The 23,712-nt window shown below is 65.8% G+C and carries 23 protein-coding genes and 1 pseudogene; 13 read left to right on the top strand and 11 right to left on the bottom strand.

Annotated features, from left to right (window positions below):
• Window position 1 precedes the first annotated feature (1 nt).
• Window positions 2-1,486: a sensor histidine kinase gene (locus ACZ48X_RS20790; protein ID WP_336350584.1), complete on the top strand. Its 1,485-nt coding sequence runs from the start codon at window positions 2-4 to the stop codon at window positions 1,484-1,486.
• Window positions 1,487-1,540: 54 nt separating this feature from the next.
• Here the strand turns inward: ACZ48X_RS20790 and ACZ48X_RS20785 are convergent, their stop codons facing one another.
• On the bottom strand, window positions 1,541-1,918 hold the full coding sequence (locus ACZ48X_RS20785) for a DsrE family protein (RefSeq protein ID WP_336350585.1): 378 nt from the start codon (window positions 1,916-1,918) through the stop codon (window positions 1,541-1,543).
• Between the two features lie 181 nt (window positions 1,919-2,099).
• On the opposite strand from ACZ48X_RS20785, the gene ACZ48X_RS20780 reads away from it, so the two are divergent.
• The 3 genes from ACZ48X_RS20780 (at window position 2,100) to ACZ48X_RS20770 (ending at window position 4,477) form a co-directional block, all read left to right on the top strand.
• Window positions 2,100-2,240, top strand: a complete 141-nt coding sequence (locus ACZ48X_RS20780) for a hypothetical protein (protein ID WP_336350586.1) — start codon at window positions 2,100-2,102, stop codon at window positions 2,238-2,240.
• Between the two features lie 282 nt (window positions 2,241-2,522).
• Window positions 2,523-3,956 carry a dihydrolipoyl dehydrogenase gene (locus ACZ48X_RS20775; RefSeq protein ID WP_336350587.1) on the top strand — a complete coding sequence of 478 codons (1,434 nt, stop codon included), beginning with the start codon at window positions 2,523-2,525 and terminating at the stop codon, window positions 3,954-3,956.
• Between the two features lie 164 nt (window positions 3,957-4,120).
• Window positions 4,121-4,477 (top strand): DsrE family protein, encoded by a 357-nt coding sequence (locus ACZ48X_RS20770; protein WP_336350588.1) that lies wholly within the window; start codon window positions 4,121-4,123, stop codon window positions 4,475-4,477.
• 74 nt (window positions 4,478-4,551) lie between these two features.
• On the opposite strand, the gene ACZ48X_RS20765 is transcribed toward ACZ48X_RS20770, so the two are convergent.
• Window positions 4,552-4,812, bottom strand: a complete 261-nt coding sequence (locus tag ACZ48X_RS20765; RefSeq protein WP_336350589.1) for a helix-turn-helix domain-containing protein — start codon at window positions 4,810-4,812, stop codon at window positions 4,552-4,554.
• Between the two features lie 144 nt (window positions 4,813-4,956).
• Window positions 4,957-5,703: a helix-turn-helix domain-containing protein gene (locus ACZ48X_RS20760; RefSeq protein ID WP_336350590.1), complete on the bottom strand. Its 747-nt coding sequence runs from the start codon at window positions 5,701-5,703 to the stop codon at window positions 4,957-4,959.
• A gap of 89 nt (window positions 5,704-5,792) precedes the next feature.
• Between ACZ48X_RS20760 and ACZ48X_RS20755 the strand changes: the two genes are divergently transcribed.
• A complete protein-coding gene (locus ACZ48X_RS20755) occupies window positions 5,793-6,905 on the top strand; it encodes an MBL fold metallo-hydrolase (RefSeq protein WP_336350591.1) in 1,113 nt (370 codons plus the stop codon).
• Window positions 6,906-6,909: 4 nt separating this feature from the next.
• Entirely contained in the window at window positions 6,910-8,199 is a 1,290-nt protein-coding gene (locus ACZ48X_RS20750) for an MFS transporter (protein WP_379762334.1), read from the top strand.
• A 156-nt stretch (window positions 8,200-8,355) separates the two neighbouring features.
• Here the strand turns inward: ACZ48X_RS20750 and ACZ48X_RS20745 are convergent, their stop codons facing one another.
• The gene (locus ACZ48X_RS20745; RefSeq protein WP_336350593.1) at window positions 8,356-9,621 is read right to left on the bottom strand and encodes an MFS transporter; all 1,266 of its coding nucleotides are present in this window, start codon (window positions 9,619-9,621) and stop codon (window positions 8,356-8,358) included.
• 11 nt (window positions 9,622-9,632) lie between these two features.
• Window positions 9,633-10,073 carry a hypothetical protein gene (locus tag ACZ48X_RS20740; RefSeq protein WP_464379854.1) on the bottom strand — a complete coding sequence of 147 codons (441 nt, stop codon included), beginning with the start codon at window positions 10,071-10,073 and terminating at the stop codon, window positions 9,633-9,635.
• A 252-nt stretch (window positions 10,074-10,325) separates the two neighbouring features.
• On the opposite strand from ACZ48X_RS20740, the gene ACZ48X_RS20735 reads away from it, so the two are divergent.
• Entirely contained in the window at window positions 10,326-11,348 is a 1,023-nt protein-coding gene (locus ACZ48X_RS20735) for an NAD(P)/FAD-dependent oxidoreductase (RefSeq protein WP_336350594.1), read from the top strand.
• 68 nt (window positions 11,349-11,416) lie between these two features.
• Here the strand turns inward: ACZ48X_RS20735 and ACZ48X_RS20730 are convergent, their stop codons facing one another.
• A complete protein-coding gene (locus tag ACZ48X_RS20730; RefSeq protein WP_336350595.1) occupies window positions 11,417-11,887 on the bottom strand; it encodes a redoxin domain-containing protein in 471 nt (156 codons plus the stop codon).
• 360 nt (window positions 11,888-12,247) lie between these two features.
• On the opposite strand from ACZ48X_RS20730, the pseudogene ACZ48X_RS20725 reads away from it, so the two are divergent.
• Window positions 12,248-13,860: pseudogene (locus tag ACZ48X_RS20725) on the top strand (transposase).
• Window positions 13,861-14,197: 337 nt separating this feature from the next.
• On the opposite strand, the gene ACZ48X_RS20720 reads toward ACZ48X_RS20725, so the two are convergent.
• The 3 genes from ACZ48X_RS20720 to btuC all read right to left on the bottom strand — a co-directional run bounded on the left by ACZ48X_RS20720 (window position 14,198) and on the right by btuC (window position 17,685).
• Window positions 14,198-15,163 carry a hypothetical protein gene (locus tag ACZ48X_RS20720; RefSeq protein WP_336350598.1) on the bottom strand — a complete coding sequence of 322 codons (966 nt, stop codon included), beginning with the start codon at window positions 15,161-15,163 and terminating at the stop codon, window positions 14,198-14,200.
• Between the two features lie 103 nt (window positions 15,164-15,266).
• The gene (locus tag ACZ48X_RS20715; protein ID WP_336350599.1) at window positions 15,267-16,541 is read right to left on the bottom strand and encodes a heme ABC transporter ATP-binding protein; all 1,275 of its coding nucleotides are present in this window, start codon (window positions 16,539-16,541) and stop codon (window positions 15,267-15,269) included.
• Window positions 16,542-16,590: 49 nt separating this feature from the next.
• Complete coding sequence (gene btuC, locus ACZ48X_RS20710) at window positions 16,591-17,685, bottom strand: vitamin B12 ABC transporter permease BtuC (RefSeq protein WP_336350600.1); 1,095 nt, start codon at window positions 17,683-17,685, stop codon at window positions 16,591-16,593.
• Between the two features lie 60 nt (window positions 17,686-17,745).
• Here btuC and ACZ48X_RS20705 point away from each other — a divergent pair, with 60 nt between their 5' ends.
• The 4 genes from ACZ48X_RS20705 to ACZ48X_RS20690 all read left to right on the top strand — a co-directional run bounded on the left by ACZ48X_RS20705 (window position 17,746) and on the right by ACZ48X_RS20690 (window position 20,784).
• Window positions 17,746-18,999 (top strand): PGF-CTERM-anchored ABC transporter substrate-binding protein, encoded by a 1,254-nt coding sequence (locus tag ACZ48X_RS20705; RefSeq protein WP_336350601.1) that lies wholly within the window; start codon window positions 17,746-17,748, stop codon window positions 18,997-18,999.
• Window positions 19,000-19,083: 84 nt separating this feature from the next.
• Window positions 19,084-19,365: a signal recognition particle subunit SRP19 gene (gene srp19, locus ACZ48X_RS20700; protein WP_227130851.1), complete on the top strand. Its 282-nt coding sequence runs from the start codon at window positions 19,084-19,086 to the stop codon at window positions 19,363-19,365.
• 55 nt (window positions 19,366-19,420) lie between these two features.
• On the top strand, window positions 19,421-19,645 hold the full coding sequence (locus ACZ48X_RS20695; protein ID WP_336350602.1) for an H/ACA ribonucleoprotein complex subunit GAR1: 225 nt from the start codon (window positions 19,421-19,423) through the stop codon (window positions 19,643-19,645).
• 104 nt (window positions 19,646-19,749) lie between these two features.
• Window positions 19,750-20,784, top strand: a complete 1,035-nt coding sequence (locus ACZ48X_RS20690; RefSeq protein WP_336350603.1) for a presenilin family intramembrane aspartyl protease PSH — start codon at window positions 19,750-19,752, stop codon at window positions 20,782-20,784.
• Window positions 20,785-20,797: 13 nt separating this feature from the next.
• Here the strand turns inward: ACZ48X_RS20690 and ACZ48X_RS20685 are convergent, their stop codons facing one another.
• The gene (locus ACZ48X_RS20685; protein ID WP_336350604.1) at window positions 20,798-21,799 is read right to left on the bottom strand and encodes an ornithine cyclodeaminase family protein; all 1,002 of its coding nucleotides are present in this window, start codon (window positions 21,797-21,799) and stop codon (window positions 20,798-20,800) included.
• Window positions 21,800-21,889: 90 nt separating this feature from the next.
• Complete coding sequence (locus ACZ48X_RS20680) at window positions 21,890-22,138, bottom strand: DUF8015 family protein (protein WP_336350605.1); 249 nt, start codon at window positions 22,136-22,138, stop codon at window positions 21,890-21,892.
• Window positions 22,139-22,374: 236 nt separating this feature from the next.
• Here ACZ48X_RS20680 and ACZ48X_RS20675 point away from each other — a divergent pair, with 236 nt between their 5' ends.
• Window positions 22,375-23,688 (top strand): MFS transporter, encoded by a 1,314-nt coding sequence (locus ACZ48X_RS20675; RefSeq protein WP_379762542.1) that lies wholly within the window; start codon window positions 22,375-22,377, stop codon window positions 23,686-23,688.
• Window positions 23,689-23,712 lie beyond the last annotated feature (24 nt).

Here is a 23,712-nt window from a genome sequence, read left to right as displayed (position 1 = left end):
AATGACCATGCAGGAGGCTGGCTTCCGGTCGGTGTTCGAACACAGCAACGACGCCATCCTCATCTTCGACCCCGATGCCGACGAGATCCTGGCTGCGAACCCGCAGGCGGCCGACCTCCTCGAGTACTCCACATCGGAGCTCGAATCGCTGAGTCCACGAGACATCCATCCCGACGAAATCGACGCGTTCGAGGCGTTCGTCGACACCGTCTACGCCGACGGGAGCGGGTGGACGAGTTCGCTGTCCTGTCTCACCAAGAGCGGCCGAAGCGTCCCGGCCGAGATCTCCGCGACCACGTTCGACTACGACGGCCGAGACGTCGTTCTCGCGTCGATACGCGACGTCAGCGACCGCGAGGAACGCGCGGCGATACTCGACGACCTGGCGAGTACCGCGGCGGCACTCATCCGCCTCGAGGACCGGACGGCCATCGCCGAACACGCCGTCGACGCCGCCGACCGCACTCTCGACCTCGAGCTCTCACACGTCTACCTCCGCAGCGAAGCCGGTGAGGAGTCGCGACTCGAACCGGCAGCCGTCACTGACACGTTCGCACGAACGGTCGGAGACCCGCCCGCGTTCGAGCACCCCGACGGGTTGCTCTGGTCGACGCTCGAAGCCGGCACGCCACGGGTGTTCGACGACGTCCGTGCCGAGGCCGGCGACGAGATGGCGACCGACCTCCCGTTCCGGAACGCGCTCCTGTTCCCGCTCGGCGACCACGGCGTGTTCGGTATCGCCTCCACGGAGAACAGGGAGTTCGACGAGTTCCACTACGACGTCGCCGAGATACTCGCCGCACAGGTCCACGCAGCGCTCGACAACGCCGCACAACTCCGGGAGCTCGAGGCGAAGAACGACCGCCTCGACGAGTTCGCGAGCACCGTCAGTCACGACCTCCGGAACCCGCTCACGGTCGCCCAAGGCCACCTCGAACTCGTCAACGCCTCGCGCGACGACGACCACGTCGACGCTATCGAGGAGTCGCTCGACCGCATGGAGTCGCTCATCGACGACATCCTCAGGACCGCGCAGGCCGACCACGCGGACGTCGACCTCTCGGTCGTCTCGCTCTCCGCGTTCGTCGCGGAGTGCTGGAAGCACGTCGCGGCTGGGAACGCGACCGTCGAGGTCGCCGAGGACGCGGCGCTGTGCGCCGACGAAAACCTGTTCAAGCAACTCCTCGAGAACCTCTTCCGGAACGCCGCCGAACACGGCCGCGCCGACACGAGGAACGACGACGAGATCGCAATAACCGTTGGCGCGCTCCACGACGGGTTCTACGTCGCGGACGACGGCGTCGGCATCCCCGAGAGCGAGCGAACGCAAGTCCTCGAAGCGGGGTACAGCGAGGACGAGACCGGTACCGGGCTCGGACTGAAGATAGTCATGCGGATCGCGAGCGCACACGGCTGGTCGCTCACGGTCACGGAGAGTGACGCTGGCGGCGCTCGCTTCGAGTTCACCGACGTCGAACTCGTCTAGTGAGCGCGATGCATGCGGAGAGACGGTCGTTCGTGTCGACGTCGTTCCGCCGAACTAGATGGTGAGGAGCTCGTAGCCGCGGTCGGCGAGTTCACCGACCGAGGGGGCGTGCTGTCCGGAGTCGCTGAGGAGGTCGACGTTCGCGCGCTTGCAGGAGTCGGTGGCGTCGAAGGCGTCCGCGCAGTACCCGCACGCGCCGGCGAGGAGCCCGCGGCTCTGGATCGTCCGCCATCGGTGGCTGAACGGGCGGTCCGGGTCCTCCGCGAACTCCGTCGCCCACTTCGTCGCCGTCCCGTCGAGGAACATCTCGACGTCGTGCCCGGCGTCGTCCAGTTCGATGGCGTACCCGAACGCGTTGTTCGCGGTCGAACCGTCTTCCGGCCCGGCGTTCAGGAGGATGGCGTACTTGTCCGTCTCGTCAGCGTCCGCCACTGGTTGTTCGTCAGTTTGTCCAAGGATACTGTTCAGGAAGCCCATACGAACACATCGACGAATACGATAATAACCACCCGGCGCTCGTGCAATCGCGACCCACGACCGACGGCGACTCGCCGACCCCGTCGTTCGGTTGCCCGGGCAGCCGTTTGATGCTCGCCGGGAGCGTGTCCTCGGTATGGGCGTTCTGGACGTACTCCCGCGAGACGCGATACCGAGCATCGACGACCCCGCGTTCGCGGCGTCGTACTTCGACGACGACGATACCGTCATCGTGGTCGAGAGCGACCGCCGCGAGCGCACCTGGTTCGAATCCTGAGCTATCACGAGAGAGTGAACGAATTCGATCTCGCGTGTGCTCTTCTTGCACTTCCGCGAGACCGTTTTCATCCCCGAGTTCCTTCCCCGAACCGGGGAGTCGACACGCGCTTCGCCCACCGTCTGCTCCCCCTCTATTCCCCCTCTCCCCTTCCCGCCTCCATTCATCCTCGACACCTGTTTCTATTTTCTAACCAGACTCAGCGGTGGATAACCGAGCGGTTTCGAGACGCGAGTGCGACACCGACTGCTGTTTATGCACTCCGAGAGCGATGTTCGTGGTATGGACGAAGTCGACTTCATGGTGATCGGTTCCGGGTCGGGACTGGACGTGGCGAACGCCGCTGCGAATCGAGGACAGTCCGTTGCAGTCGTCGAGAAGGGACGGCTCGGGGGGACGTGTCTCAACCGGGGCTGCATTCCGTCGAAGAAGCTGCTGTACCACGCGGACGTCCTGGAGATGGTCGAACGCGCCGGCGAGTTCGATATCGACGCCGAGGTCTCTGGCGTCGACTTCGCGAAGATCGTCCGTGAGGTCAACGAGGAGGTGCACGCCGACGCGGCCTCGATTCGCGAGGGGCTGCGGTCGTCGCCACGACACGACCTCTACGAGGGCGAGGGGCGGTTCGTCGACGAGCGTACGGTCGAGATAGTCAGCGGCCAGGACGAGGGTGCACGTATCCATGCAGAAACCGTCCTCATCGCCGCCGGAACGCGCCCCTCGATTCCGGAAATCGACGGGCTCGACGACGTGGACTACCTGACGAGCACCGAGGCGCTCCAGCTCGAGACCCCGCCGGACCACCTGGTCGTCGTGGGCGGCGGCTACATCGCGGCGGAACTCGGGCACTTCTTCGGGACGTTCGGGAGCGACGTCACGATAATCGGTCGGCGTCCGAACCTGCTCCCCGCCGCGGACGACGCGGTGGCGGCGGCGTTCACGGAGCAATACGCCGACCGATTCACCGTCCATACCGGGCACGCCGCCACGGCGGTCTCGGGCGACGGCGACACAGTGACCGTCGAGGCGTCACCGTACGAGTACGGCGAGGACGGCGGGGTGGTGGACGACGCTGAATCGGTGTCGGTCACTGGAGATGCGTTGCTCGTCGCCGCGGGGCGGACGCCGAACACGGACCGTCTCGACCTCGACGCCGCGGGCATCGAGACGGACGACCGCGGGTTCGTCGCAACCGACGAATACCTCCGCACGACCGCGGACAGCGTGTGGGCGCTCGGGGACATCGTCGGGGAGTACCTCCTGAAGCACAGCGCGAACCACGAGGCGAAAGCGGTCGCGCGGAACCTGTTCGGAGAGAACCTCGAACCGGTGGACTACACCGCGATGCCGTTCGCGGTGTTCGCGTCACCGGAGGTCGCAGGCGTCGGTGCGACCGAGCGCGAACTCCGCGACGCGGACCGCGAGTACGCGACCCGAACGTACCAGTTCGACGAGACCGCTCGCGGGAGCGCCATGCACGCCGACGGATTCCTGAAGGCCATCATCGACCTCGACGGCGAGATACTGGGCTGTCACGTCATGGGACCGGAAGCGTCGAACCTCATCCAGGAAGTCGTCGTCGCGATGACGGCCGGCTCGGGCACGGTACAGGACATCCGCGACGCCGTCCACATCCACCCCGCACTCTCGGAGGTCGTCCAGCGCGGCTTCTCCGGGCAGTTCACGCGCCCCACGGACCACTCGCACTCTCACTGACCCGGGGCGGGTTCGTCGCTGGTCTGTCCACCCAGGAGTCGGGTCTGCGTGCGGCCGTGGTCCCGGCAATCTCTGACTGCGGTATTTAATGGTTTGTTGGAGTTGCACGCGCTTCACACGCCGACACGCCCGATATATGCGGTGGTGGTGTAGGCACGTCCGCAATGGCAAAAGCAGCAATCGTCGTACTCGCAGGAACAGAAGGTCACGAGAACGCAGGACGCGTGTTCAACGCGCTCGAAACCGCCAAGGAGTTCGCCGAGAACGACGGCGACGAGGTCGAGCTCGTCTTCGACGGCGCCGGGACACAGTGGATCCCCGAACTCGAAGACGAGGGCCACGACTATCACGAACTCTATCAGGCGGTTCGGGACAACGCGGCGGCCTGTGACTACTGCTCGGGCGCGTTCGGCGTCGAGGACGCCGTCGCCGACTCCGGCGTCGTCACCCTCGACGACTACGAGGGCCACCCGAGCATCCGGTCGCTCGTCGCCGACGACTACGAGATCATCACCTTCTAGGGTCGACCGCGGTCAGATGAACGCCCTTCTGGCCGCAACAGCTCCCACCGACAGCTCCCCCCGTCTCTGCCAACTCACTCACCGGCGTCGTCGACCGAGTAGATACGCTGTCTCGCATCGACGAACGAGATTCGAGACGTGACGAGACCGTTCTCCTCGAGTCGCTTGAGCGCATACCGCACGGTCCGCGGCGAGAGGAACGTCGAATCCGCGAGTCCCGCCTGCGTATCCTCGCCCTCGTACTCGAGCGTCTTCGCCACGAGCTTCGCACTCGGTGGCAGTTCCTCGAGCGGAGTCACGGTTCCATCGGTCGTCTGAGAGGATTGCTCCACCATCACCTACAGGGTGACGTGGAATCCTCTTAACCGACTATCGTGCATGCAACGCCGACGCACGACCGGGCCACGCATCACATATGTCCAGATACATGCCGAGGTTCGCTGACGAGCCCTGACCAGGTTGCCAAACATTTATCCAGGTTAATCAGCAGATTGGTCGGCTGTCCGTTCCGCCTGTCGGGTCTGAGCGACGCCCAACGGGCCAGTCGTCGACGTCGCAGTGACCAGTCGCAAGAACTGGCCAGCGTTCGTGAGGAGTTTGTTCTCGGCCTTCCGGAGGTGCTCTTCGAACGTTGAACGAGCGACGGCGGTCTGTTCAGCCAGGTCCCGGAGGGAGGTCTTTCGCGGTTGTTCGTAGTAGCCGCGTTCCAGTGCCAATTGGAGTGCCGCTAGCTGTCTGTCAGTGAGGTCCTCGAACAGTTGATTCGCCGGAGCCAGCATGCTGTGGGGGATCTGCGTCTCCGAGATCGGGGTCTTCGCGAGCAGTTCGATCTCCCTGTCGGACCGCAAATCACCGAGTAACTCCCGGACGTCTTCACCGTCGAATGCGACCACCGTGTAGTGTTCCCAGCCTTGGCGGTAGATCGTCGGTGACTGATACAGACAGTTGTGCTTCTCGAAGCGGTCGATGATCGATTCTTCCAGTGAGCAGAGACACGACTGCGTGACGACGTGATACCCGTCCTCCCCCTCCGATTCGTGGAGGACGGTCCCAAGCTGACTGATCTCGTCGAGTAGCTCGTCAGTCGGCGTCGCCTCTGAGGTGATTTCGAGGACCTGACAGTCGCTCAGCGGCCACTCACGGATCGTCAAGTCCGGGTGGCGCTCGGAGATTTCTCGGTACGGACACTCGTGCTTGACCCGTATCGAAGCTTCGTGAAGGCTCATACGACGGACTTTGAGTTGGCCAAAATTAACAGTGCCGGTCATGGCCGGCATCACCTATATGCAAATATCTCCTCTATGCTCGAATACCGATGCAGGATATTACGCCGGAAGAACTCTGCGAACAATTACGAAATGGTGATACCGGGCCGCTTATCCTTGACATCCGTCACGAAGCGGATTTCGAGGACTGGCATATCCCAGGCAGTATCAACGTCGATGTCTACGACGAATTGACTGACGACCCTGAACGGGCCAAGGACGCTCTATCTGACCTGCCTCAGGACGATCGGGTCGTCACGGTCTGTGCCGCAGGCGTCGTCTCTGAGACCGCGACGGAAGTTCTCCAAGAGCTGGACTACGATGCAGTGACGCTCACCGATGGCATGAACGGCTGGAGCCGGGTCCACCGCCACGCGGAGGTACCCGCCGATCTCGATGGCGCGCTCATTCAGGTCGCACGTCCGGGGAAGGGCTGCCTCTCGCACGTCCTCGTTTCAGGCGGTGAAGCAGTCGTCTTCGACCCGTCACACTATCTCGACAAATACGAGGCGATCGTCGAGGAGCACGACGCCGACGTGGTCGGCGTTTTTGACACGCACGCCCACGCCGACCACGTCTCGGGTGCAGCGGAACTCGCCTATCGGCACGACGTCCCCTACTACCTCCATCCGAAGGATGCACTCGGCATCGACGCGACGCCGGTCGAGAATGGTCAGACCGTGACAGTCGGCAGTTTCGACATCGAGGTCATTCACACGCCGAGACATAGCGAGGGGAGCGTCTCGTTCGACATCGACGGCGCCACCCTGATCACGGGCGATACGCTCTTCCACGAGAGCGTGGGCCGCGTCGAACTCGGCGTCGAAGCTGGGATCGAAGACTCCGACGTCGAGCAGAACGCGGCGACGCTCTACGAGAGCCTCCAACGATTGCTGGCCCGACCGGACGACGCGCTGGTCCTGCCAGCACACGACCCTGGCTCGCCCGAACCACCGGTGTCGGCGACCCTTGCGGAGGTCGAGAAACGGAACGACGACCTTGGCCGCGACCGAGAGGAGTTCGTCCGCGAACTCGCAGCTGACATCCCGGATCATCCGCCGAACTTCGAACGCGTCAAGCGGACGAACGTGGGGCAGGAATCGGTCCCGAGCGACGAACTGGCCGAGTTGGAACTGGGCCCCAACAACTGCGCTGCTGAATGAATCTATGAGTACGGGAACTAAAATCAAGCAAGGGATCCGCGAGCACCTCGGACAGTTCTCACTCCACGTCCTGCTGGTGTTCGCCACCGGCCTGACCATCGGGTCCGAACGGACCGTCGTCCCCGTTCTGGGCGAAGAGGTACTCGGCGTCGAATCGTTCCTCGTTCTCGGCTCGTTCGTCGTCTCGTTCGGAATCGTGAAGTCGATCCTCAATCTCTACGCTGGCAAATGGGGTGAGGAGTACGGCCGCAAGCCGGTGCTCGTCGCCGGGTGGGCGACGGCACTCCCCCTGCCGGTCATCCTCATCTTCGCGCCGAGCTGGGCCTGGATCACCGTCGGGAACATCCTGCTCGGTATCAACCAGGCGTTGACGTGGAGTATGGCGATCAACGCGAAGATCGACCTCGCAGGGCCCGACCAACGTGGACTTGCGGTCGGCATCGACGAGTCGTTCGGCTACACTGGCGTCGCCGTCGGGGCATGGCTCACGGGCGTTATCGCCGGTCAGTGGAGCCTCCGGCCGGAGCCGTTCTACTTCCTCGCGGTCGTCGTCGTGCTGGCGTTCCTCATCTCGATATTCCTGATCGAGGAGACCGTCCAGTACGCCCAGGCCGAGGGAGACGACGACCACCACGACGCGAATCTGCCGTTCAACGAGGTGGTGAAGCGAGCGACCTACGGTGACAAGACGCTGTTCGCTGCGGCTCAAGCCGGCCACATCGAGAACTTCGTGGATACGCTGTTCTGGATCGCCGTCCCGCTGTATCTGGTAAGCCAGGGTCTTGGTATCGCAGCTGTCGGTGTCGTCGTCGGTGCCCACAGCGCGATGTACTTCCTCCAGATTGCGACCGGTGGACTTGCTGACCGTATCGGTCGCCGACCGCCCGTCATCTGGGGGATGTTCCTCGCAGGTGCCGGCGTCCTCGGAATGGTACTCGTCGAGGGGTACCTCGCGTGGGTCGTCCTGGCCGGTATCTCCGGCCTTGGTATGGCGTTGCTGTATCCGAACCTGATGACTGTGCCAAGCGACGCCGCCCACCCGACGTGGCGGTCTGCAGGGATGGGCGTCTACCGGATGTGGCGTGACTCCGGCTACGCCGTCGGAGCCATCCTCATCGGGCTCTCGATGGAGTTCGTCAACGCAGAAGCCGCATTCTACATGACCGCACTCCTGATGTTCGCGTCTGGTGCAGTCGTGTACGTCTGGATGGAAGAGACTCACCCTGAGTTCGGAACTCACGAGCCACCTTCACCCGCTCCCGCGGAAGGGGCTCCAACTATCTCTCAAGACTAGTTCAGCAATACGGGGCTTCACGGGGGGAACCGGCGGTGACCCGGTTCGAGGTCGAGTCGGCAACTGACGTCGATCTCTGCCCCGTACACGCTCGAGGAATGCCACAGAGTCACGATTCCGAGGGACTGACTCCGGCGCGGAATCGGGATTCAGGTGTCATCCTCGGCCGCCAGCCAGTGCGGTCGCCTCGGGGAGCCGTCGGAGCCACAGCATCGCAACGGTCCCGACGAGCGGTCCGATGACCAGTGGCGCGAACGCCCACTGCCAGCCGACGACGCCGGCGATAATCGGCGTGACCTGGATCGAGCCGACGGTCAGTAGGAAGCCGACGGCCGTCTGCAGCGTCAGCGCTGACCCGACGTAACTGTCCTCGGCGAGTTCGGAGACGGCCGCCGAGAACTGCGCGGAGTCGGCGACGATGACGAATCCCCATATCAACAGGAACGGGACGAGGACGAGCAGGGTGCGGCCGAACACGAAGCCGGCACCGATGCAGGCGGTGCCGCTGACGACCATGCTCGCGCTCGTGACGGTCGTTCGTCCGATTCGGTCTGCGAACACACCGGCGACGAGGGCGCCGAGACCCCCGATGGCGATGGTTCCGAACGCGAGCAGCGCAGCGAGCGTTGGTGCAGGGTCACCGCTGGCAGCGAAACTCGCAGCCAGATAGACCGGTATCCACGCCCAGACGGCGTATAGCTCCCACATGTGACCGAAGTATCCGAGGTTGGCGAGCATCGTCCCGCGGTCACCGAGCATCCGACGAACCGCTCCGGGGTCGAATGGAGCCGCCGGAGCCTGGTGTGGCCCCGGGCGTACGAACAGAACGAGCACGCCACTGACTGCCGCGAGCCCAGCTGCACCCAGCAAGACGAGACGCGGCCGGCCGACGCCACCGATCGCCCGGAGTAGGTGCGGCATCGCCGAGCCGATAGTGAGTGCCCCAACCAGCGTGCCGATAGCGAACCCGCGTCCTTCTCGAAACCAGCCAGCCATGATTTTCATCCCGGTCGGGTACACGCCGGCCAGTGCGACGCCCGTCAGGAATCGCAACAGCACGGCTGGAAGGAATGACGACACGACAAGAGCGATGAGGACGGTCGCTCCTGCCCCGATGGCGGCTGAGACGGCGAACAGGTACCGCGGCGGGACCGTATCCGCGAGGGTGAGCGTCGCGGACAGGACGGCGCCGACGACGAACCCGAGCTGTACGGCGTTCGTCAACCAAGCCGTCTCTGCGCTTGAAAGGCTCCACGCCGTCGCGAGTTCCGGCCCGACTGCCGAGGCGCTGAACCAGAGCGTCATCGCCAACAGTTCGGCAAGCGCAAGCAGGAGAAGGACTCGGTACCGACTCGCCTCCGGCCGGCCGTGCCGCGTCTCTGATTCTGAGTTCTGTGATTCAGTTCCCGGACTCGTATCCATCACGCTAGGCCTCACATCACAGTGAATAAAGACCTACGAGGGAGTTCAACGGTATTGCACAGTATAAAATCTGCTAAGTATGCGAGAAACGGCTGTACGCACGCTGGGGAAGTAATGTCGATCGATTCGTTGTTGACGATGGTCTGGCGTTCTCGGTCCCAGAGGACGGGGACGGTCACTCGCCCAGTGTAGGTCGGGTCTGCCGCGACGTACACGTCTCGCAGGTGCTCGCTTCCGAGGACCGTATCGGGCGTACAGCATACCGTCTCGGTCGTGACCGTCCAGCCCTCGTCCTCCCGCCACGGGTCGACGACGTCCATCGAGACGGGGTCAGTGAGGCCGGTGAGGCGTCGCGTGAGTGCGACGTCGTGCGCCGACGGACAGTTCCGAGCAACGTGGAGCTGGTGGCGATCGGACGCCTGCTCGAAGCGAGCGTCAGCGGTGTCTCGAATCCGGTCACGGAACGTCGTTTCCCCGCGGTCGAACGCGCCACGCTCGTCGGTGTACGGTCCGATATCGGTCTGCCACTCGCCGTCGACGAGCGTGTTCCGGCCCGTGACGGCGCGTACGTGCTGCAGTTAGAGAGGTGGCGGCCGGTGACGCCACCGCTGCACAACGCTGACCGCCTTTCTGCCTCGATGTTCACTGCCGAGTGGGTTTGTCGACGCATACCTATTTTTCGTCTCCGAGCGTCGGCATCCTGTATGGGAGACTCAGCCGAACACTACGAGTACGAGGTCGTCGTCGTCGGCGGCGGCCCGGCCGGCATGACTGCGGCGCTGTACAGCACGCGACTCGGTCACAACACCGCGGTCGTGAACCGCGGTGGCGGCCGCGCAGCGATGATGCAGGAGGTCCACAATCTGCTCGGCGTCACCGAGGAGACGAGCGGCGCCGAGTTCCTCGGCGTCGGCCAGGACCAGCTCGAGTCGTACGGCTGTGACATCCATCGTGACCGCGTCGCGAGTTGCTCACGGACCGACGAGGACCGACTCCGGCTCTCCGGGAACGGATCGACCTACGAGGCCGACCGGGTCGTCCTCGCCACCGGGTTCAACGACGTGCGACCGGAGCCGCCACTCCCACGAACGGGACGGGGCCTCCACTACTGTCTGCACTGCGACGCACACATGTTCGTCGACGAGTCCGTGTACGTGATGGGCCACGCCGAGAGCGCCGCGCACGTCGCCGGCATCATGCTCAACTTCACCGACGAGGTCGACCTGCTCACGCGCGGGAACGACCCCGAGTGGAGCGAGGAGACTGGAGCCGTACTCGAAAACCACCCGATAGACGTCATCCACGAGGACGTCTCCGGCGTCCAGAATGGAGAAGACGGCTGGCTGAAGGCACTTGAATTCGAAGACGGCACGGTCCGGAAGTACAAGGGCGGCTTCGCGATGTACGGTGCCGAGTACAACAACGGCCTCGCTCGAGAACTCGGGTGCGACATCAACGACGACGGCACGATAGTCGTCGGTGACCACGGCCAGACGTCCGTCGACGACGTCTACGCGGTCGGAGACTGCACGCCCGGCCATAACCAGATTCCCGTCGCGCTCGGGCAGGGCGCGAAAGCCGGTATCGACGTCCACTTCCAGCTCCGTGACTTCCCGCGCGACCCGAGCCTTCTCGAAGAACAAGGCCCGGTTCGAGACGAGGAGGTGCCCGGCATTCCAGACGAACTACTGGAACAAGCCGTCGACTTCCACACGTACGGCGAGTAGGCGGGTGTCGACGCGGTGAACCGCGTCGCAGTCTGTCATCTCGTGGACTTGTAGCACTACAGTTTCGGTCACGTCGTCGCTTCGCGAAGTGCATCCAGGTCGGGCTGTTGTTCGGGACCGTCGGCCGACCACGCGAACTGGATAGTGCGGTTCGGGCCGACGACGAACGTTGCGCGACCTGGGACATCGCTGTGCCCCTCGAACTCGTCGACCAGGACGTCGTACGCGCGACTTACCGCACCGTCCGTATCCGACAGTATCGGGAACTGGATGTTGTGTTTGTTAGCGTACTCGCGGTGTGCGTAGGCGGCGTCGGACCCGACACCGAGCACGACGACGTCCTCCAAAAGCGTCAGCCAGTCGGCATCCCGGAGCGAACACCACTGGTCGGTACACGCCGGATGGAAGTCGAACGGATAGAAGACGAGAACCACCGACCACCCTCTATCCGTGTACTCGTCGAGACTGTGCGTGTCGATGGTACCAGCGGCAGCCCCAGTGAGCGTGAACGATGGGGCTTCCTGTCCGACGCGAAGCATACTAATCGTTTGCACCCAACTGATTTGAACGTCGTGCGACTGTGCAATCACGGCACACGATGCTGACAATCTAGAGACCTTCTGAACTGAGCCACTTCGGTGTGACGCTGGGTTAGAACAACAGTGGCTGAATTTGTATATTCCCTACTCTTGTCTGCGTTCACAAATAAAAGGAATCAATATTATTAGTGTGTCATGGGACTCGTCCAGAAGTGATTCACCAAACCTACTTTGGGCATAGTTCGAATCGAAGATCATCAGACCCGACGCACTCACTGATTTGAACTCTCGGTGAGTTAGGTTTCGGTCGAGATGATTGCCAGTATGTGAAGGAGTTCGCTTGTTTGATTGACTCACGCGATGTCAGATATGGCTTGTCGGGAGCGGTTGTTGACCGACGCGTACCTGATCGGAGTGGAACTCACGAGAGCACTCAACGCCGGACAATCGTTTTTTATCCCCCTTCGACAGCTTGAGGGCCCATTCGATTTGCTTGATGACGGCTATCCCGAGTGGCACCCAGCACCCCACTCCTTTGAGGGAATGCTGCGCTTATTTCTCTACCGGGAGTTCACAGGCGAGAGCTATCGCGATCTCACCAGGCATCCCGAACTGGGCGACACATTCGGCCTTGAGAAGATTCCTGATGAATCGGTGCTCTCGCGGACCTAGCGTAACCGCTTCGACGACGCCACCAGAGAGTTCGTCACCAGAGCCGCACACTACGTCGTCAAAGAGATTCACGACCGCGATATCCACGTTCCCGAAGCCCGACCGAAAGCCGAGGTTGTAACCCAAGATCGAGACCCGAGTGCGTTCCCGGACGAGCCGGCCGAAGACGAAGCACTCGAGTTCACTGCCGAGCAGATCCAGCGGACGACACGGCTGGCTCGGGACCATGGCTTCAATGGATTCGATTCCGGTCGTGCCGCGAACGCCACCTACGAGGACACCCAATTCTTCGAATTACAGACGTTCATGGGGATGGCCGGCTGTGGCACGCCACAGGGCGCCAACCGCTTCCAGTACCGACACGGCCCGGACAGGAGCCCTCATGGCGACACCACCTCAGAGCCGTCAAACAGTTCGAGCCCGAGACACTTATTGATGGATTCGAGGCGGCGACCGACCGGCTGCTCTCCGTTATCGGGTCTGAAGCCTCGTTCCGACGACCGGTGACGGCTGCAATCGACATCACGACCATCCCGTACTACGGCGACGTCGAGGGCATGCCGATGGTCAACGGAACGAAAGAGGAGGACCGGCGAGCGTTCAAATTCGCGACGTTGTCGATCATCGGGCAGAACATCCCACTGGTCTTGGCTGTGGAGCCGATTCGGGAGAGCTCGGAGTGGAATCAGAATCCATCGAACAAGATTCATCGTGTCGTCCGACGCCTAGTGAAGCGAGCTCAAGACCACGTCCCCATCGAGACGGTGCTGTGCGACCGCGAATTCGGCTCACAGCGCGTGTTCCAGACGCTCTCGAACCTCGGCGTGAACTACTTAATCCCGAAGCGAATCAACAGCACGGAGCGGGAGGTCATCGAGACGATGGAGACTGATGGGGAAGACGTCGCCGTGGAATCAGCGTCCGTTCACGTCGAAGCTGGCAGCCACCAGATGCGGTTCTTGTACGTACCCTCGACGAAAGGCGATGGCACGGCCGTCTTCGCGACGAACCTCAGGGTCGGACCAGACGAGGCAGAGACGGTCTGTCGCCGATACAGTCGCCGTTGGCAGATCGAGAACGAGTACAAATCGATCAAGCACGACTTCCTCGCGAAGACCTCCTCGAAGGACTACCGGGTACGGCTGTTCTACTTCGTGTTCGCCGTCTTACTGTACAATATCTGGCGGCTGACCGACTTCCTGTTGAAAGTGGATGTTGATGGCCCAATGGACTATGCACCTGTGCTGACTGCGGGTGAATGCGTCGAGATCGTCGTCTCAACGCTGATTCCACCCGACTAACTGACTGACTCCCGCCGGGAGTGCTCTCCCGGAGTGGAAACACTGTTCACCACCGTCAGAAATCAGCTACTATCTTACCCTCATTCGATAGTTGCGGCCAAAAGAACTCAACCCACTGGTGATACGGCGAGTAGAATCACAAGCTGGTGAGAAATTTAGAGAAAACTAGGCCATCCTCCGAAACTCTGGCTTCGGCACGCCAACACGTGGGTTCGGGCAACTAAGGGGGTGGAGCGACCGGTTCTGCGACGATGCTCGCGATGGGTTCGTCGCGCCGACGAGCGCTCCAGTCACCGACGACGGTTCAGGGATAGCACGGAGAACGACCGAGGGTGTATCAGAGGCGGCGTGCCACTCCTGCGGCCACGAACGCGACACGGCCGGATTCAGCGGACGACGTCGAAGGCACGTGTTCGAGTCGTTGACTCGTCGTCCCGATTTGCAGCGTCCCCGTTCGGTCCGATCCGTTCTCCGAGGCTCCCGGTACCCATTCCGGTCGGTCGACCGTGACGCGACCGACACCCCCGAACTGGACGCGCGTCACCGAGTGCAGCTCTCGACCGTCCTCGACGAACGTCCGTTCGAGACTGTACTCGATGATGCGGCCTTCCTCGGTGACGATGAGCGTGAGCGACACGTCGACGGTCCGGTCTCCGAACGCGTTCGGGGTCGCGGTCTCGTTCGCCACCACTCTGAACACGGGTTCGGTGACGCCGCTCGGGACGGTATCGAGCGCGGTCACGTCCGTGACGTTCGTCGCGACCAGGCCGGCCTGGAGGATGCCGGGGGCGGCGCGAACGGACACCTCGGTCGGCGGCACGGGCTCGCCCTCAGGCGAGCGAAGGAGTCGGACCGTCGGGTCGTCGTTGCCGTCGAGTGCGATCTGCTGCCAGACCGCGGACCCGTTCGCGTACAGTTGTCGGTGCGCGCTCCGGTTCCGGAGCGTGGACCGTCTTTCCTGGACGTACGTCGAGCGGTTCGCGCCGAACGTCGTCGTCGACTGATCGCTCGTGTACACCGTCCCGTTCGCGTACCGTTCGACGCGATCGATCTGGACGGTGTACGAGCGGCCTGCGAGCTTCCGGTAGTGGGCGTCAACGAGATCGAACGCGTCGGGCGCGGTGTCGGCGACGGGGTCGAACGCGATGACCGGCGGTCGGTCCGCCGACGATTCGGTGGTCGTGGTTCCCGTCGGCTCGTCGACGTCGAAGGGTTCGCGCGTCGTCGAGACGCCTCCGAACGACGAGCAGCCGGCGATGACGACGACCGCGAGCACGGCGAGGACCACTGTCGTCCGAGTCACATCACGTACTCCGGTGGCCACGTAAATCACGTTTCGGTGTACGGAACTCGAGCACGTACGACCGAACAGTGGCGACTATCGGACGCCAGTGCCATCGGGACGGTCAGTCGTCGGTCGTCTGCGGGTCGGAAGCACCCCGTCGGTCGGTCGTCGCTGTGTCGTCGCGGAACGCGATTGGGCGTATGGCGTCGTCGTTCGCCGCGGCGTTCCCCCGAACGCCGTCGGCGACGATTGTGGGGAGGTCGTCGAGTCCGATGCGGTCCCCTGCGTGGACGGCGTCGGGGAGCGTCGCATCGCGAATTGCGTAGGTGGGCATCGCGTCGGGGAGGGCGCTGAGGGCTGCGGCGGGGACGATACCGGCGGCGACGGCGCACGCTGCCGGTCCGGCGAGGTCCGCGACGGTGCGAGCGGTGGCCTCGTCGACGCCCTGGAACGCGGGGACGGTGACGACGCTGGCTTCGACGCCGGTCGCGGCTGTTGCGACCGCGTCACCGTCCGGAACGGGGCCGGCGGTCACGGTCGCGCCCGCGGCGGCGAGCGTGGTGACGACGCGGCCGGCTTGCGCGCCGGTTCCGACGACGTGCACGTGCGCGTCGAGCGACCACGCGGGCGCCGAGAGCGGTGTGACCGCGGGCGTGCCCGTGACGGGGTCGTCGACGACGGCAGCGTCGGCGTCGAACGCGTCCGCGACCGTCGCACGCTCCAGGACGCGCTCGGGCGGCCCGGCGGCGACGACGCCGCCGTCGGCGAGGAGGACGAGGCGGTCGCAGTAGCGCGCGGCGAGACTGAGGTCGTGGATGGCGGCGACCGCCGTGCGACCGTCCTCGACGAGGTCGGCGACGAGGTCGAGCGTCCGGATCTGGTGGTTGACGTCGAGGCTCGCCGTCGGTTCGTCGAGCAGGAGCACGGGCGCCTCCTGAGCGAGCGCGCGAGCGAGGACGACGCGCTGGCGCTCGCCACCGCTCACTGCGGTGATTGCCTTGTCGGCGAACCTCATGACCTCGGTGCGGTCCATCGCGCGGTCGACGACGTCTCGGTCCTCGCTGGTTGCGCGGTCGAACCGCCCGCGGTGGGGCGTGCGCCCCATCGCGACGACGTCGCGCACGGAGAAGTCGAACGCGAGCTGGGTGTCCTGTGGGACGACCGCGATGCGGCGACTGGACTCGCGAGCGCCGAGGCTCCCGACCGCGTCGCCGTCGACGGTGACGACGCCGTCGTCCGGGGAGAGGACGCCCGAGAGGCACCGCAGCAGGGTCGTCTTCCCGGCGCCGTTCGGGCCGACGAGCCCGACGAACTCGCCGTCGTCGACCGCCATCGAGACGCCGTCGAGGACGTCCGTCCCGCCGAGGGAGACGGTGAGGTCTTCGACGCGGATCATCGCGACGGCACCTCCGGCGGGCTGCTCGGGCGGGGGTGCGTCCGGCCGGTCATAGTTCGTGCACCTCGCGGCGGCGGAGGAGGAAGAGGAAGAACGGGGCGCCGACGGCGGCGGTGACGACGCCGACGGGGAGCGTCGCGGCGGTCGAGCGCGCGAGCGTGTCGGTGGCGACGAGGAAGATGCCGCCGGCGATCGCGCTCGTCGGGAGGAGCACGCGGTGGTCGGGGCCGACGACGAGCCGGAGGACGTGCGGGACGACGAGCCCGACGAACCCGATGACGCCGGCGACGGCGACGGCGGCTGCGGTGACGACGCTCCCGACCGCCAGGAGGACGCGCTTGGTGCGTTCGACCTCGATGCCGAGGGTGCGGGCGTCCTCCTCGCCGAGCAGGAGGACGTTCAGGTCGCGCGTGAACGGGAGGAGGGCGGCGAACAGGACGAGGACGACGGGCGTGGCGACGGCGACGTCGCCCCAGGCGGCGTTGTTGAGGTCGCCCATCAGCCAGTAGATCGCTCGCCGGATGCTCTCGCCGGAGTGCACGAGGAGGAAGGAGACGACGGCGCCGAGGAACGTCTGGACGGCGACGCCCGCGAGCAGGAGCGTCGCGACGGGGGTCCGGCCGCCTTCGGTGGCGATGGCGTACACGAGGAACGCGGCGACGATGGCGCCGACGAACGCGGCGGTCTGGATGCCGACGCCCTTCGGGAGCCCGAGCGGGCCGGTGACGGCGACGACGAGTCCCGGGGCGGTGATAGCGGCGACGGCGCCGAGTGCGGCGCCCGAGGAGACGCCGACGATGCTCGGGTCCGCCATCGGGTTCCGGAAGAACCCCTGCATGACGGTGCCGGCGGCGGCGAGCGCGAAGCCCACGACTGCCGCCAACACGATGCGTGGGGCGCGGACGCCGACGACGATGAGTTGGTTGGTCTGTGCGACGTCGAAGCTGAAGGGATGTGCGAGTTCCAGGCCGAGGCCGCCCTGGACGGTGACGCCGACCGGGACGGGCGTGGCGTTGAGCAGCGCTTTCGCGACTGTCGCGTACGGGATGGAGACGGGGCCGACGGTCGCGGCGCCGGCGATGGTCGCGAGGAGCGCGACCAGGAGGGCACTCGAGTACGCGGTGGCTGTCGTCCCTGCTCGCATCGATAGCAAGTCCACTTGCTTTAGATAAATACTTGTTGCATAAGCCGGGAGGTGTCCACGATGACACGCACGAACGCAGTCGCCGCAGTGCTGCTCGCACTCGCGCTCGTCGCCACGCCCGCCGCCGCCGCAGTCGGCCAGGGCGCAACGACGGCCGCGGCCGAGAGCACGTCGCTCCAGACGACCGACGTCACGCAGCAGTCGGTCGATACCAGTAGCACAGCAGGCCCCTGCGAGTACCCGCTCACGCTCCGTGACGCCTCGGGCACCCAGGTCGAGATAACCGGGGAACCCGAGCGCGTCGTCACGCTCGGGCCCGCGAGCGCCCAGACGATGTGGGAGTTCGACGCCCAGGACAAGGTCGTCGGCGTCACGCAGTTCGCCGCGTACCTCGACGGCGCCACCGCGAAGGCGAACGTCTCCGGTGCCGGCCGCGCGCGCATCAGCGTCGAGCGCGTCGTCGCCCAGCAACCCGACGTCGTCCTCGCCGAGAACGTCACGAGCCCCGAGACCGTCTCGAAGCTCCGCGACGCCGGCATCACCGTCTACTACTTCAACAACTCCGAGAGCATCGACGACGTCTACAAGAAAGTCGCCACCACCGGGCGAGTCGTCGGCGAGTGCGACGCCGCCATCGAGTCCGTCCGGTCGATGAGAGAGGAGATGGCTATCGTCGAGAACGCGACCGCGGGCGAGGAACCGCGTGACTTCCTCTACGCGCTCTTCGGGTACACCGCCGGCGAGAACACGTTCATCAACTCCGGACTCGAGGCCGCTGGCGGGAACAACCTCGCCATCGGCGTCGTCGAGTTCCCGCCGAACGGGTACGCGCCGATCAACCCGGAGACCGTCGCGAACCTCAGCGTCGACTGGATCGTCTATCCCGGAACGCCCGCGGCCATCCCGCAGAACGCCGCGTGGAATCAGACGACCGCCGTCCAGGACGGGAACGTCGTCGCCGTTGACCGCAACCACATCAGTCAGCCCGCGCCGCGCGTCGTCCTCGCGGTCCGGAGCCTCACGAAGACGTGGTACCCCGACGCGTACGCGGCCGCCAACGAGAGCCTCCGCGGGAGCGTCCAGGTGAACGCGGACGTCTACGCGAGCGTCGACGACGAGACGACGACCACGAGCGGTGACGACGACACCGACGCGACCACCAGTAGCACTGGCGACGGCGACGCGACGACGACGACCGCGACGGACGAGACGACGACCGAGCCCGTCGGCGAGGACGGCTCGCCCGGGTTCGGGCCGGTCGCACTACTTGCCGCCGCCGCCCTCGTCGTCGGCGCGCTCGCACGCCGCGACTGACGACCGACGACGACCCGCGTCGTTTCCGCTGTCTCGACCCGCGATTCCGGAAAGGTTGTAAGTCCCACGACCGGACCGATGGGTATGGTCGAGAACGTCCTCTATCCCGCGTACTTCGACGCGACGCTCTCCCGCGCCGACGGTCGACGCGTCCCGGAAGCCCTCGCCGTCGACGACCCCGACGTCGACGAGGTCGCGAAAGCCGTCCAACAGGTCGGGTACGACGTCATCGTCGAACGCGACAAACAGTACAGCCGCGAAGGCCACCGCGACCGCGGTCGCGTCCTCGTGAAGAACCCCGACGGCGACGCGAAGAACGACATCGTCCAGGCAGCCGCGGCCTACGTGAACGCGCTCCGAGAATGACGACCGGTCTCGGGGTGGCGTCGCGACCGACGACCGCTCTTGGGGGGCAGTCGGTATGAAGCGCGTCGGCGAAGTCGTCCGCGTCGCACAGGGGCTCGCTATCGCTCGGGTGAGCGACGACGACCCGCCGCGTATCGGCGCGGGCGTCGTCGACGAGAACCTCGACGACGTCGGGCGCGTCGTCGACGTGTTCGGGCCCGCCGCGCGCCCGTACGTCGCCGTGTCCGCGGACGGCGTCGACCCCGCGCTCCTCCTCGGCGAGAAGCTGTACGCGCGCTGACCCGCGCCCGGCTCGACGAGACGCTTCGCGCGCGCTGACTCCGTCTTTCTGCGGCGTCGTCGCGGAGCGAAACGTACTCCCGGCGCGGGCGGGTACTCGCGGGCATGGAAGACCGCACTCGCATCTACGCCGCGGTCGCGTTCACGATGGCGTTGTTCCTCGGCGTCCAGCTCGGCGGACTGATGCTCGTCGAACCGCTGGAGGCCGCGGACAAGGCGTTCACGCAGAACCCCGACGACCCGACGAACTCCATCCTGTACGTCGGCGCCATCCTCGTGATGACGGCGTTGATGCTCGCCGCGTTCAAGTTCGACCTCGACTGGATCGTTCGCGGATTCGTCGTGCTCGCGAGCGCCGGCCTCGCCTGGCAGGTGTTCGACGTCCTCGTCCCATCGCCGTTCTCGCTCGGGCTCGCCGCACTCGTCGGCGTCGCGCTCGTCGCCTATCCGGAATGGTACGTCATCGACGCCGCGGGCGTCCTCATGGGTGGCGCCGCCGCCGGCCTGTTCGGCATCAGCTTCGGCCTCCTCCCGACGCTCGTCCTCCTCGTCGTCCTCGCCGTCTACGACGCCATCAGCGTCTACGGCACCGAGCACATGCTCGACCTCGCCGACGGCGTCATGGACATGAAGGTCCCCGTCATCCTCGTCATCCCCACCACGCTCTCCTTCTCCTTCCTCGACATGCAGTCGCCTGACAGCGTCGACACCAGCGACGAGGAAGAGGTCGCTACCGACGGAGGGAGCGCGGACGCGGAGACGGACGTCGAGTCAGCGAACGACGTCGAAGCCGACGCCACCGACGAGCCCGAAGACGACGGCGTCCTCAACCGCGACGCGTTCTTCGTCGGCCTCGGCGACGCCGTCATGCCCACCATCCTCGTCGCGAGCGCCGCGCACTTCCACACCGCCGTCCCGAACGGCCCGCTCCCCGACCTCGGCCTCCCGCTCGTCACGATGAACCTCCCCGCACTCGGCGCCATCGTCGGCACCCAACTCGGCCTCGTCGTCCTCCTCTGGATGGTCCTCAAAGGCCGCGCGCACGCCGGCCTCCCCCTCCTCAACGGCGGCGCCATCGCCGGCTACCTCATCTGCGCGCTCGCATCCGGGCTTTCGCTCACCACCGCACTCGGACTTTGAGGCCGCCGGACGCTCATTGACCAGTAAGCGCCTCGCTCGCTGGCAGCCACTCGACCTCTGTCCCGAGGTCCTCGTCGGCCGCCATCGCGCGCTCGTAGAGCAGGTACGCGCCGGCGACCGTCTCGATGCCGGTGCCGCCGGAGTCGAAGATCGTGATCTCGTCGCGGCTCGTGCGGCCGTCGGCGTTCCCGGCGACGATTTCACCGAGTTCCGCGTGCACGTCGCTCTCGTCGACGACGCCGGCGTCCTTCGCCGCGATGAACGACCCGGCGTCCTGCGGGACGCGCTCGCGGAGGTCCGGCACGTACGTCCCGCGCTCGATGGTGCGCTCGTCGAGTTCGCGTTTCTCCGGATGATACTGACCCATCGCGGTGACGTGCGCGCCGTCAGCGAGGTCCTCGCCGTCGAACACCGGCTCGCTCGCGGTCGTCGCCGTGACGACGACGTCCGCGTCCTCCACCGCCGCCGCGGCCGAAGAAACCGCCGCGACCGCCGGGTCGAGCCGGTCGTTCATCTCCGCCGCGAAGTCCTCGCGGTGCTCCTTCGTCGGCGAGAACACGTCCACGGTCTCGAAGTCTCGGACCGTGACCGTCGCACGAAGCTGCCCTCGCGCCTGCGCGCCCGACCCGATGACCGCGAGACTGCTCGCGTCCCGGCGCGCGAGCGCATCCACGCCCACGGCGCCGGCCGCACCGGTCTTGAACGGGTTCATGCTCGCGCCGTCGACGACCGCGAGCGGCTCCCCGGACTCGGCGTCGAACAACGGCGTCGCGAACCACGCGTCGCGCTCCGCGAACCCCGCAGAGTACATGTAGCCGCCCATCGCGCCCGTGTCCGGGAGGACGGCGGCGTACGAGAACAACATCCCGGGCGGGTCCGCGTTCCGGAGCGTCGTCCGCGGTTTCGCGGACGCACCCTCGCCTCGCTGCCGGTAGCCGTCGCGGACCGCCTCGACGAACTCGCCGGGGTCGGCGAGCCCACTCACGTCGTCGCTCGAGAGGAACAGCGCTGTCATGCCCCTAGCTCGGAGCGCGAATCGCAAAAAGGGGCCGGGTAGGCGAGTTGGCTGGGTCGCAGTCGCTCGAGGTCGGTAGCGGCAAGTCGATTATTCGGCGTCCGGGACGGGCGTCGACGTCGGCGAGTCAGTGGGGGTCGCAGGGGCGTCCTGGCGGAGGCTGGGTGCGTCGACGGGGCCGTTCACGAACATCGCGTGCCCGATGAGGGCGACGGCGACGAGTGCACCGAGTGTGACGGCGGTGCTGAGCGCGAGGTCGGTTGCGAACGTGAGCGAGCCGGAGATGCCGAGGAGCGAAAGCGGGATCGCCCCGAGCACGATGTCGTAGTACCCAGTCATAATATACTCTAACAAATGGGGCCCGGGTACTTGTATCTTGGGGTGGAATGGGTTCTGTATTTCACGCGTCGATGATTCGTACTTGCTCCAGCATGACTGCGACACATACTCGTAACTTATGAGAATACAACGAGTAGGAAAACGCACGACAGCAGCGGGTTTACCTGAGGTAAATTACTCAGTGGTGGCGCAAGGCCCGCGTGAACACCGAGGAATCTACCCCGACCGGTGGGCTCTTGTCGGAGAACGCCCTCGCCGGGCACGTGGACCGGAACGACCGCGCCGTCGTCGGCCTCGCGACAGTCGGACACGCGAGCGTGCACACGTTCGAACTCGCCATCCCCCTGTTCATCCCGCTCTGGCTCGCCGAGTTCGACAGTCTGGACCTCCTCGTCGCGAGCGTGCCGTTCGACGCCGCGGCCGCCGGCGTCCTCGTCACCATCGGGTACGGGCTGTTCGGGCTCGGTGCACTCCCCGGCGGCGTGCTCGCGGACCGCGTCGGCTCGAAGCGCCTCATCGTCGCGTGCCTGTTCGGGATGAGCGCGGCGTTCGTCGTGCTCGCGCTCGCCCCGTCGGCGCTCGCCGTCGGCGGCGCGCTCGCGCTCTGGGGCGCCGCCGCGAGCGTCTATCACCCCGCGGGCCTCTCGATGCTCTCCCGCGGTGCGAGCGAGCGCGGGAAGGCGTTCGCGTACCACGGCATGGCCGGGAACCTCGGTATCGCCCTCGGCCCGTTCGTCGTCGCGGTCGCGCTCGTCGTCGCCGACTGGCAGACCGTCGCGCTCGCACTCGCCCTCCCGGTCGTCGGCGTCGCCGCGCTCGCGACGCGCATCGACGTCGACGAACGCGCCGCCGTCGAGGAGGATAGCTCGGACGGAAACGAGGACCCCGCGACCGCGAGCGACGGCGGGGAGGACCGCACCAGTTCCGTCGAGTCGTTCGCGGACTTCAAGCTCGGGTCGAAGGAGCTGTTCCTCGGCGGGTTCGCGCTCATCTTCCCGGTGGTCGTCGCCTCCGGCCTCTACTACCGCGGCATCCTCACGTTCCTCCCCGAGGTCTTGTCGTCGTACGACGCGTTCGCCGCGATCGCCGTCGGCGACCTCTCGCTGGAGACGTACCGGTACGCGTACGCCGGCCTGCTCGCGGTCGGCATCCTCGGCCAGTACGCCGGTGGCCGCGTCAGCGACCTCGTGCGCCCGGAGCGTGCGCTCGCGCCTGCGTTCCTCGCGCTCGCCGTCCTCGCCGCGTTCGTCCTCCCGGCGGCGAACGCCGGCCTCGTCCCGTTCCTCGCGCTCGGCGTCGTCCTCGGCACGATGCTGTTCTTCGTGCAGCCGCTCTACCAGGCCGCCGTCGCCGACCACACGCCCGCCGGGACGCGCGGGCTCTCGTACGGCTACACGTACCTGGGCGTGTTCGGCGTCGGCGCGCTCGGCGGCGCGCTCGCCGGCGCCATCCTCGAGTTCGCCGACGCCGCGGCGCTGTTCGCGACCCTCGGCGGTATCGCGCTCCTCGGCGCCGGTGCGGCGCTCGCGCTCGCCAGACGCGGCGAGTGAGTGACTACCGGGGAGAGGGAGGGG

The organism is Halorubellus litoreus (assembly GCF_055378595.1).
The sequence above is the reverse complement of the archived record's forward strand: the minus strand, read 5'-3'. Positions and strand labels throughout refer to the sequence as shown.

Bases quoted from the DNA above. Each gene is read 5' to 3' on its own strand.
- ACZ48X_RS20765 (WP_336350589.1), bottom strand. From the start codon at position 4,812: ATGGTGGAGCAATCCTCTCAGACGACCGATGGAACCGTGACTCCGCTC.
- ACZ48X_RS20685 (WP_336350604.1), bottom strand. From the start codon at position 21,799: ATGACAGCGCTGTTCCTCTCGAGCGACGACGTGAGTGGGCTCGCCGAC.
- ACZ48X_RS20750 (WP_379762334.1), top strand. From the start codon at position 6,910: ATGAGTACGGGAACTAAAATCAAGCAAGGGATCCGCGAGCACCTCGGA.
- ACZ48X_RS20730 (WP_336350595.1), bottom strand. From the start codon at position 11,887: ATGCTTCGCGTCGGACAGGAAGCCCCATCGTTCACGCTCACTGGGGCT.
- ACZ48X_RS20755 (WP_336350591.1), top strand. From the start codon at position 5,793: ATGCAGGATATTACGCCGGAAGAACTCTGCGAACAATTACGAAATGGT.
- ACZ48X_RS20695 (WP_336350602.1), top strand. From the start codon at position 19,421: ATGAAGCGCGTCGGCGAAGTCGTCCGCGTCGCACAGGGGCTCGCTATC.
- ACZ48X_RS20715 (WP_336350599.1), bottom strand. From the start codon at position 16,541: ATGATCCGCGTCGAAGACCTCACCGTCTCCCTCGGCGGGACGGACGTC.
- btuC (WP_336350600.1), bottom strand. From the start codon at position 17,685: ATGCGAGCAGGGACGACAGCCACCGCGTACTCGAGTGCCCTCCTGGTC.
- ACZ48X_RS20760 (WP_336350590.1), bottom strand. From the start codon at position 5,703: ATGAGCCTTCACGAAGCTTCGATACGGGTCAAGCACGAGTGTCCGTAC.
- ACZ48X_RS20690 (WP_336350603.1), top strand. From the start codon at position 19,750: ATGGAAGACCGCACTCGCATCTACGCCGCGGTCGCGTTCACGATGGCG.
- ACZ48X_RS20680 (WP_336350605.1), bottom strand. From the start codon at position 22,138: ATGACTGGGTACTACGACATCGTGCTCGGGGCGATCCCGCTTTCGCTC.
- ACZ48X_RS20745 (WP_336350593.1), bottom strand. From the start codon at position 9,621: ATGGATACGAGTCCGGGAACTGAATCACAGAACTCAGAATCAGAGACG.
- ACZ48X_RS20770 (WP_336350588.1), top strand. From the start codon at position 4,121: ATGGCAAAAGCAGCAATCGTCGTACTCGCAGGAACAGAAGGTCACGAG.
- ACZ48X_RS20705 (WP_336350601.1), top strand. From the start codon at position 17,746: ATGACACGCACGAACGCAGTCGCCGCAGTGCTGCTCGCACTCGCGCTC.
- srp19 (WP_227130851.1), top strand. From the start codon at position 19,084: ATGGTCGAGAACGTCCTCTATCCCGCGTACTTCGACGCGACGCTCTCC.
- ACZ48X_RS20735 (WP_336350594.1), top strand. From the start codon at position 10,326: ATGGGAGACTCAGCCGAACACTACGAGTACGAGGTCGTCGTCGTCGGC.
- ACZ48X_RS20790 (WP_336350584.1), top strand. From the start codon at position 2: ATGACCATGCAGGAGGCTGGCTTCCGGTCGGTGTTCGAACACAGCAAC.
- ACZ48X_RS20780 (WP_336350586.1), top strand. From the start codon at position 2,100: ATGGGCGTTCTGGACGTACTCCCGCGAGACGCGATACCGAGCATCGAC.
- ACZ48X_RS20775 (WP_336350587.1), top strand. From the start codon at position 2,523: ATGGACGAAGTCGACTTCATGGTGATCGGTTCCGGGTCGGGACTGGAC.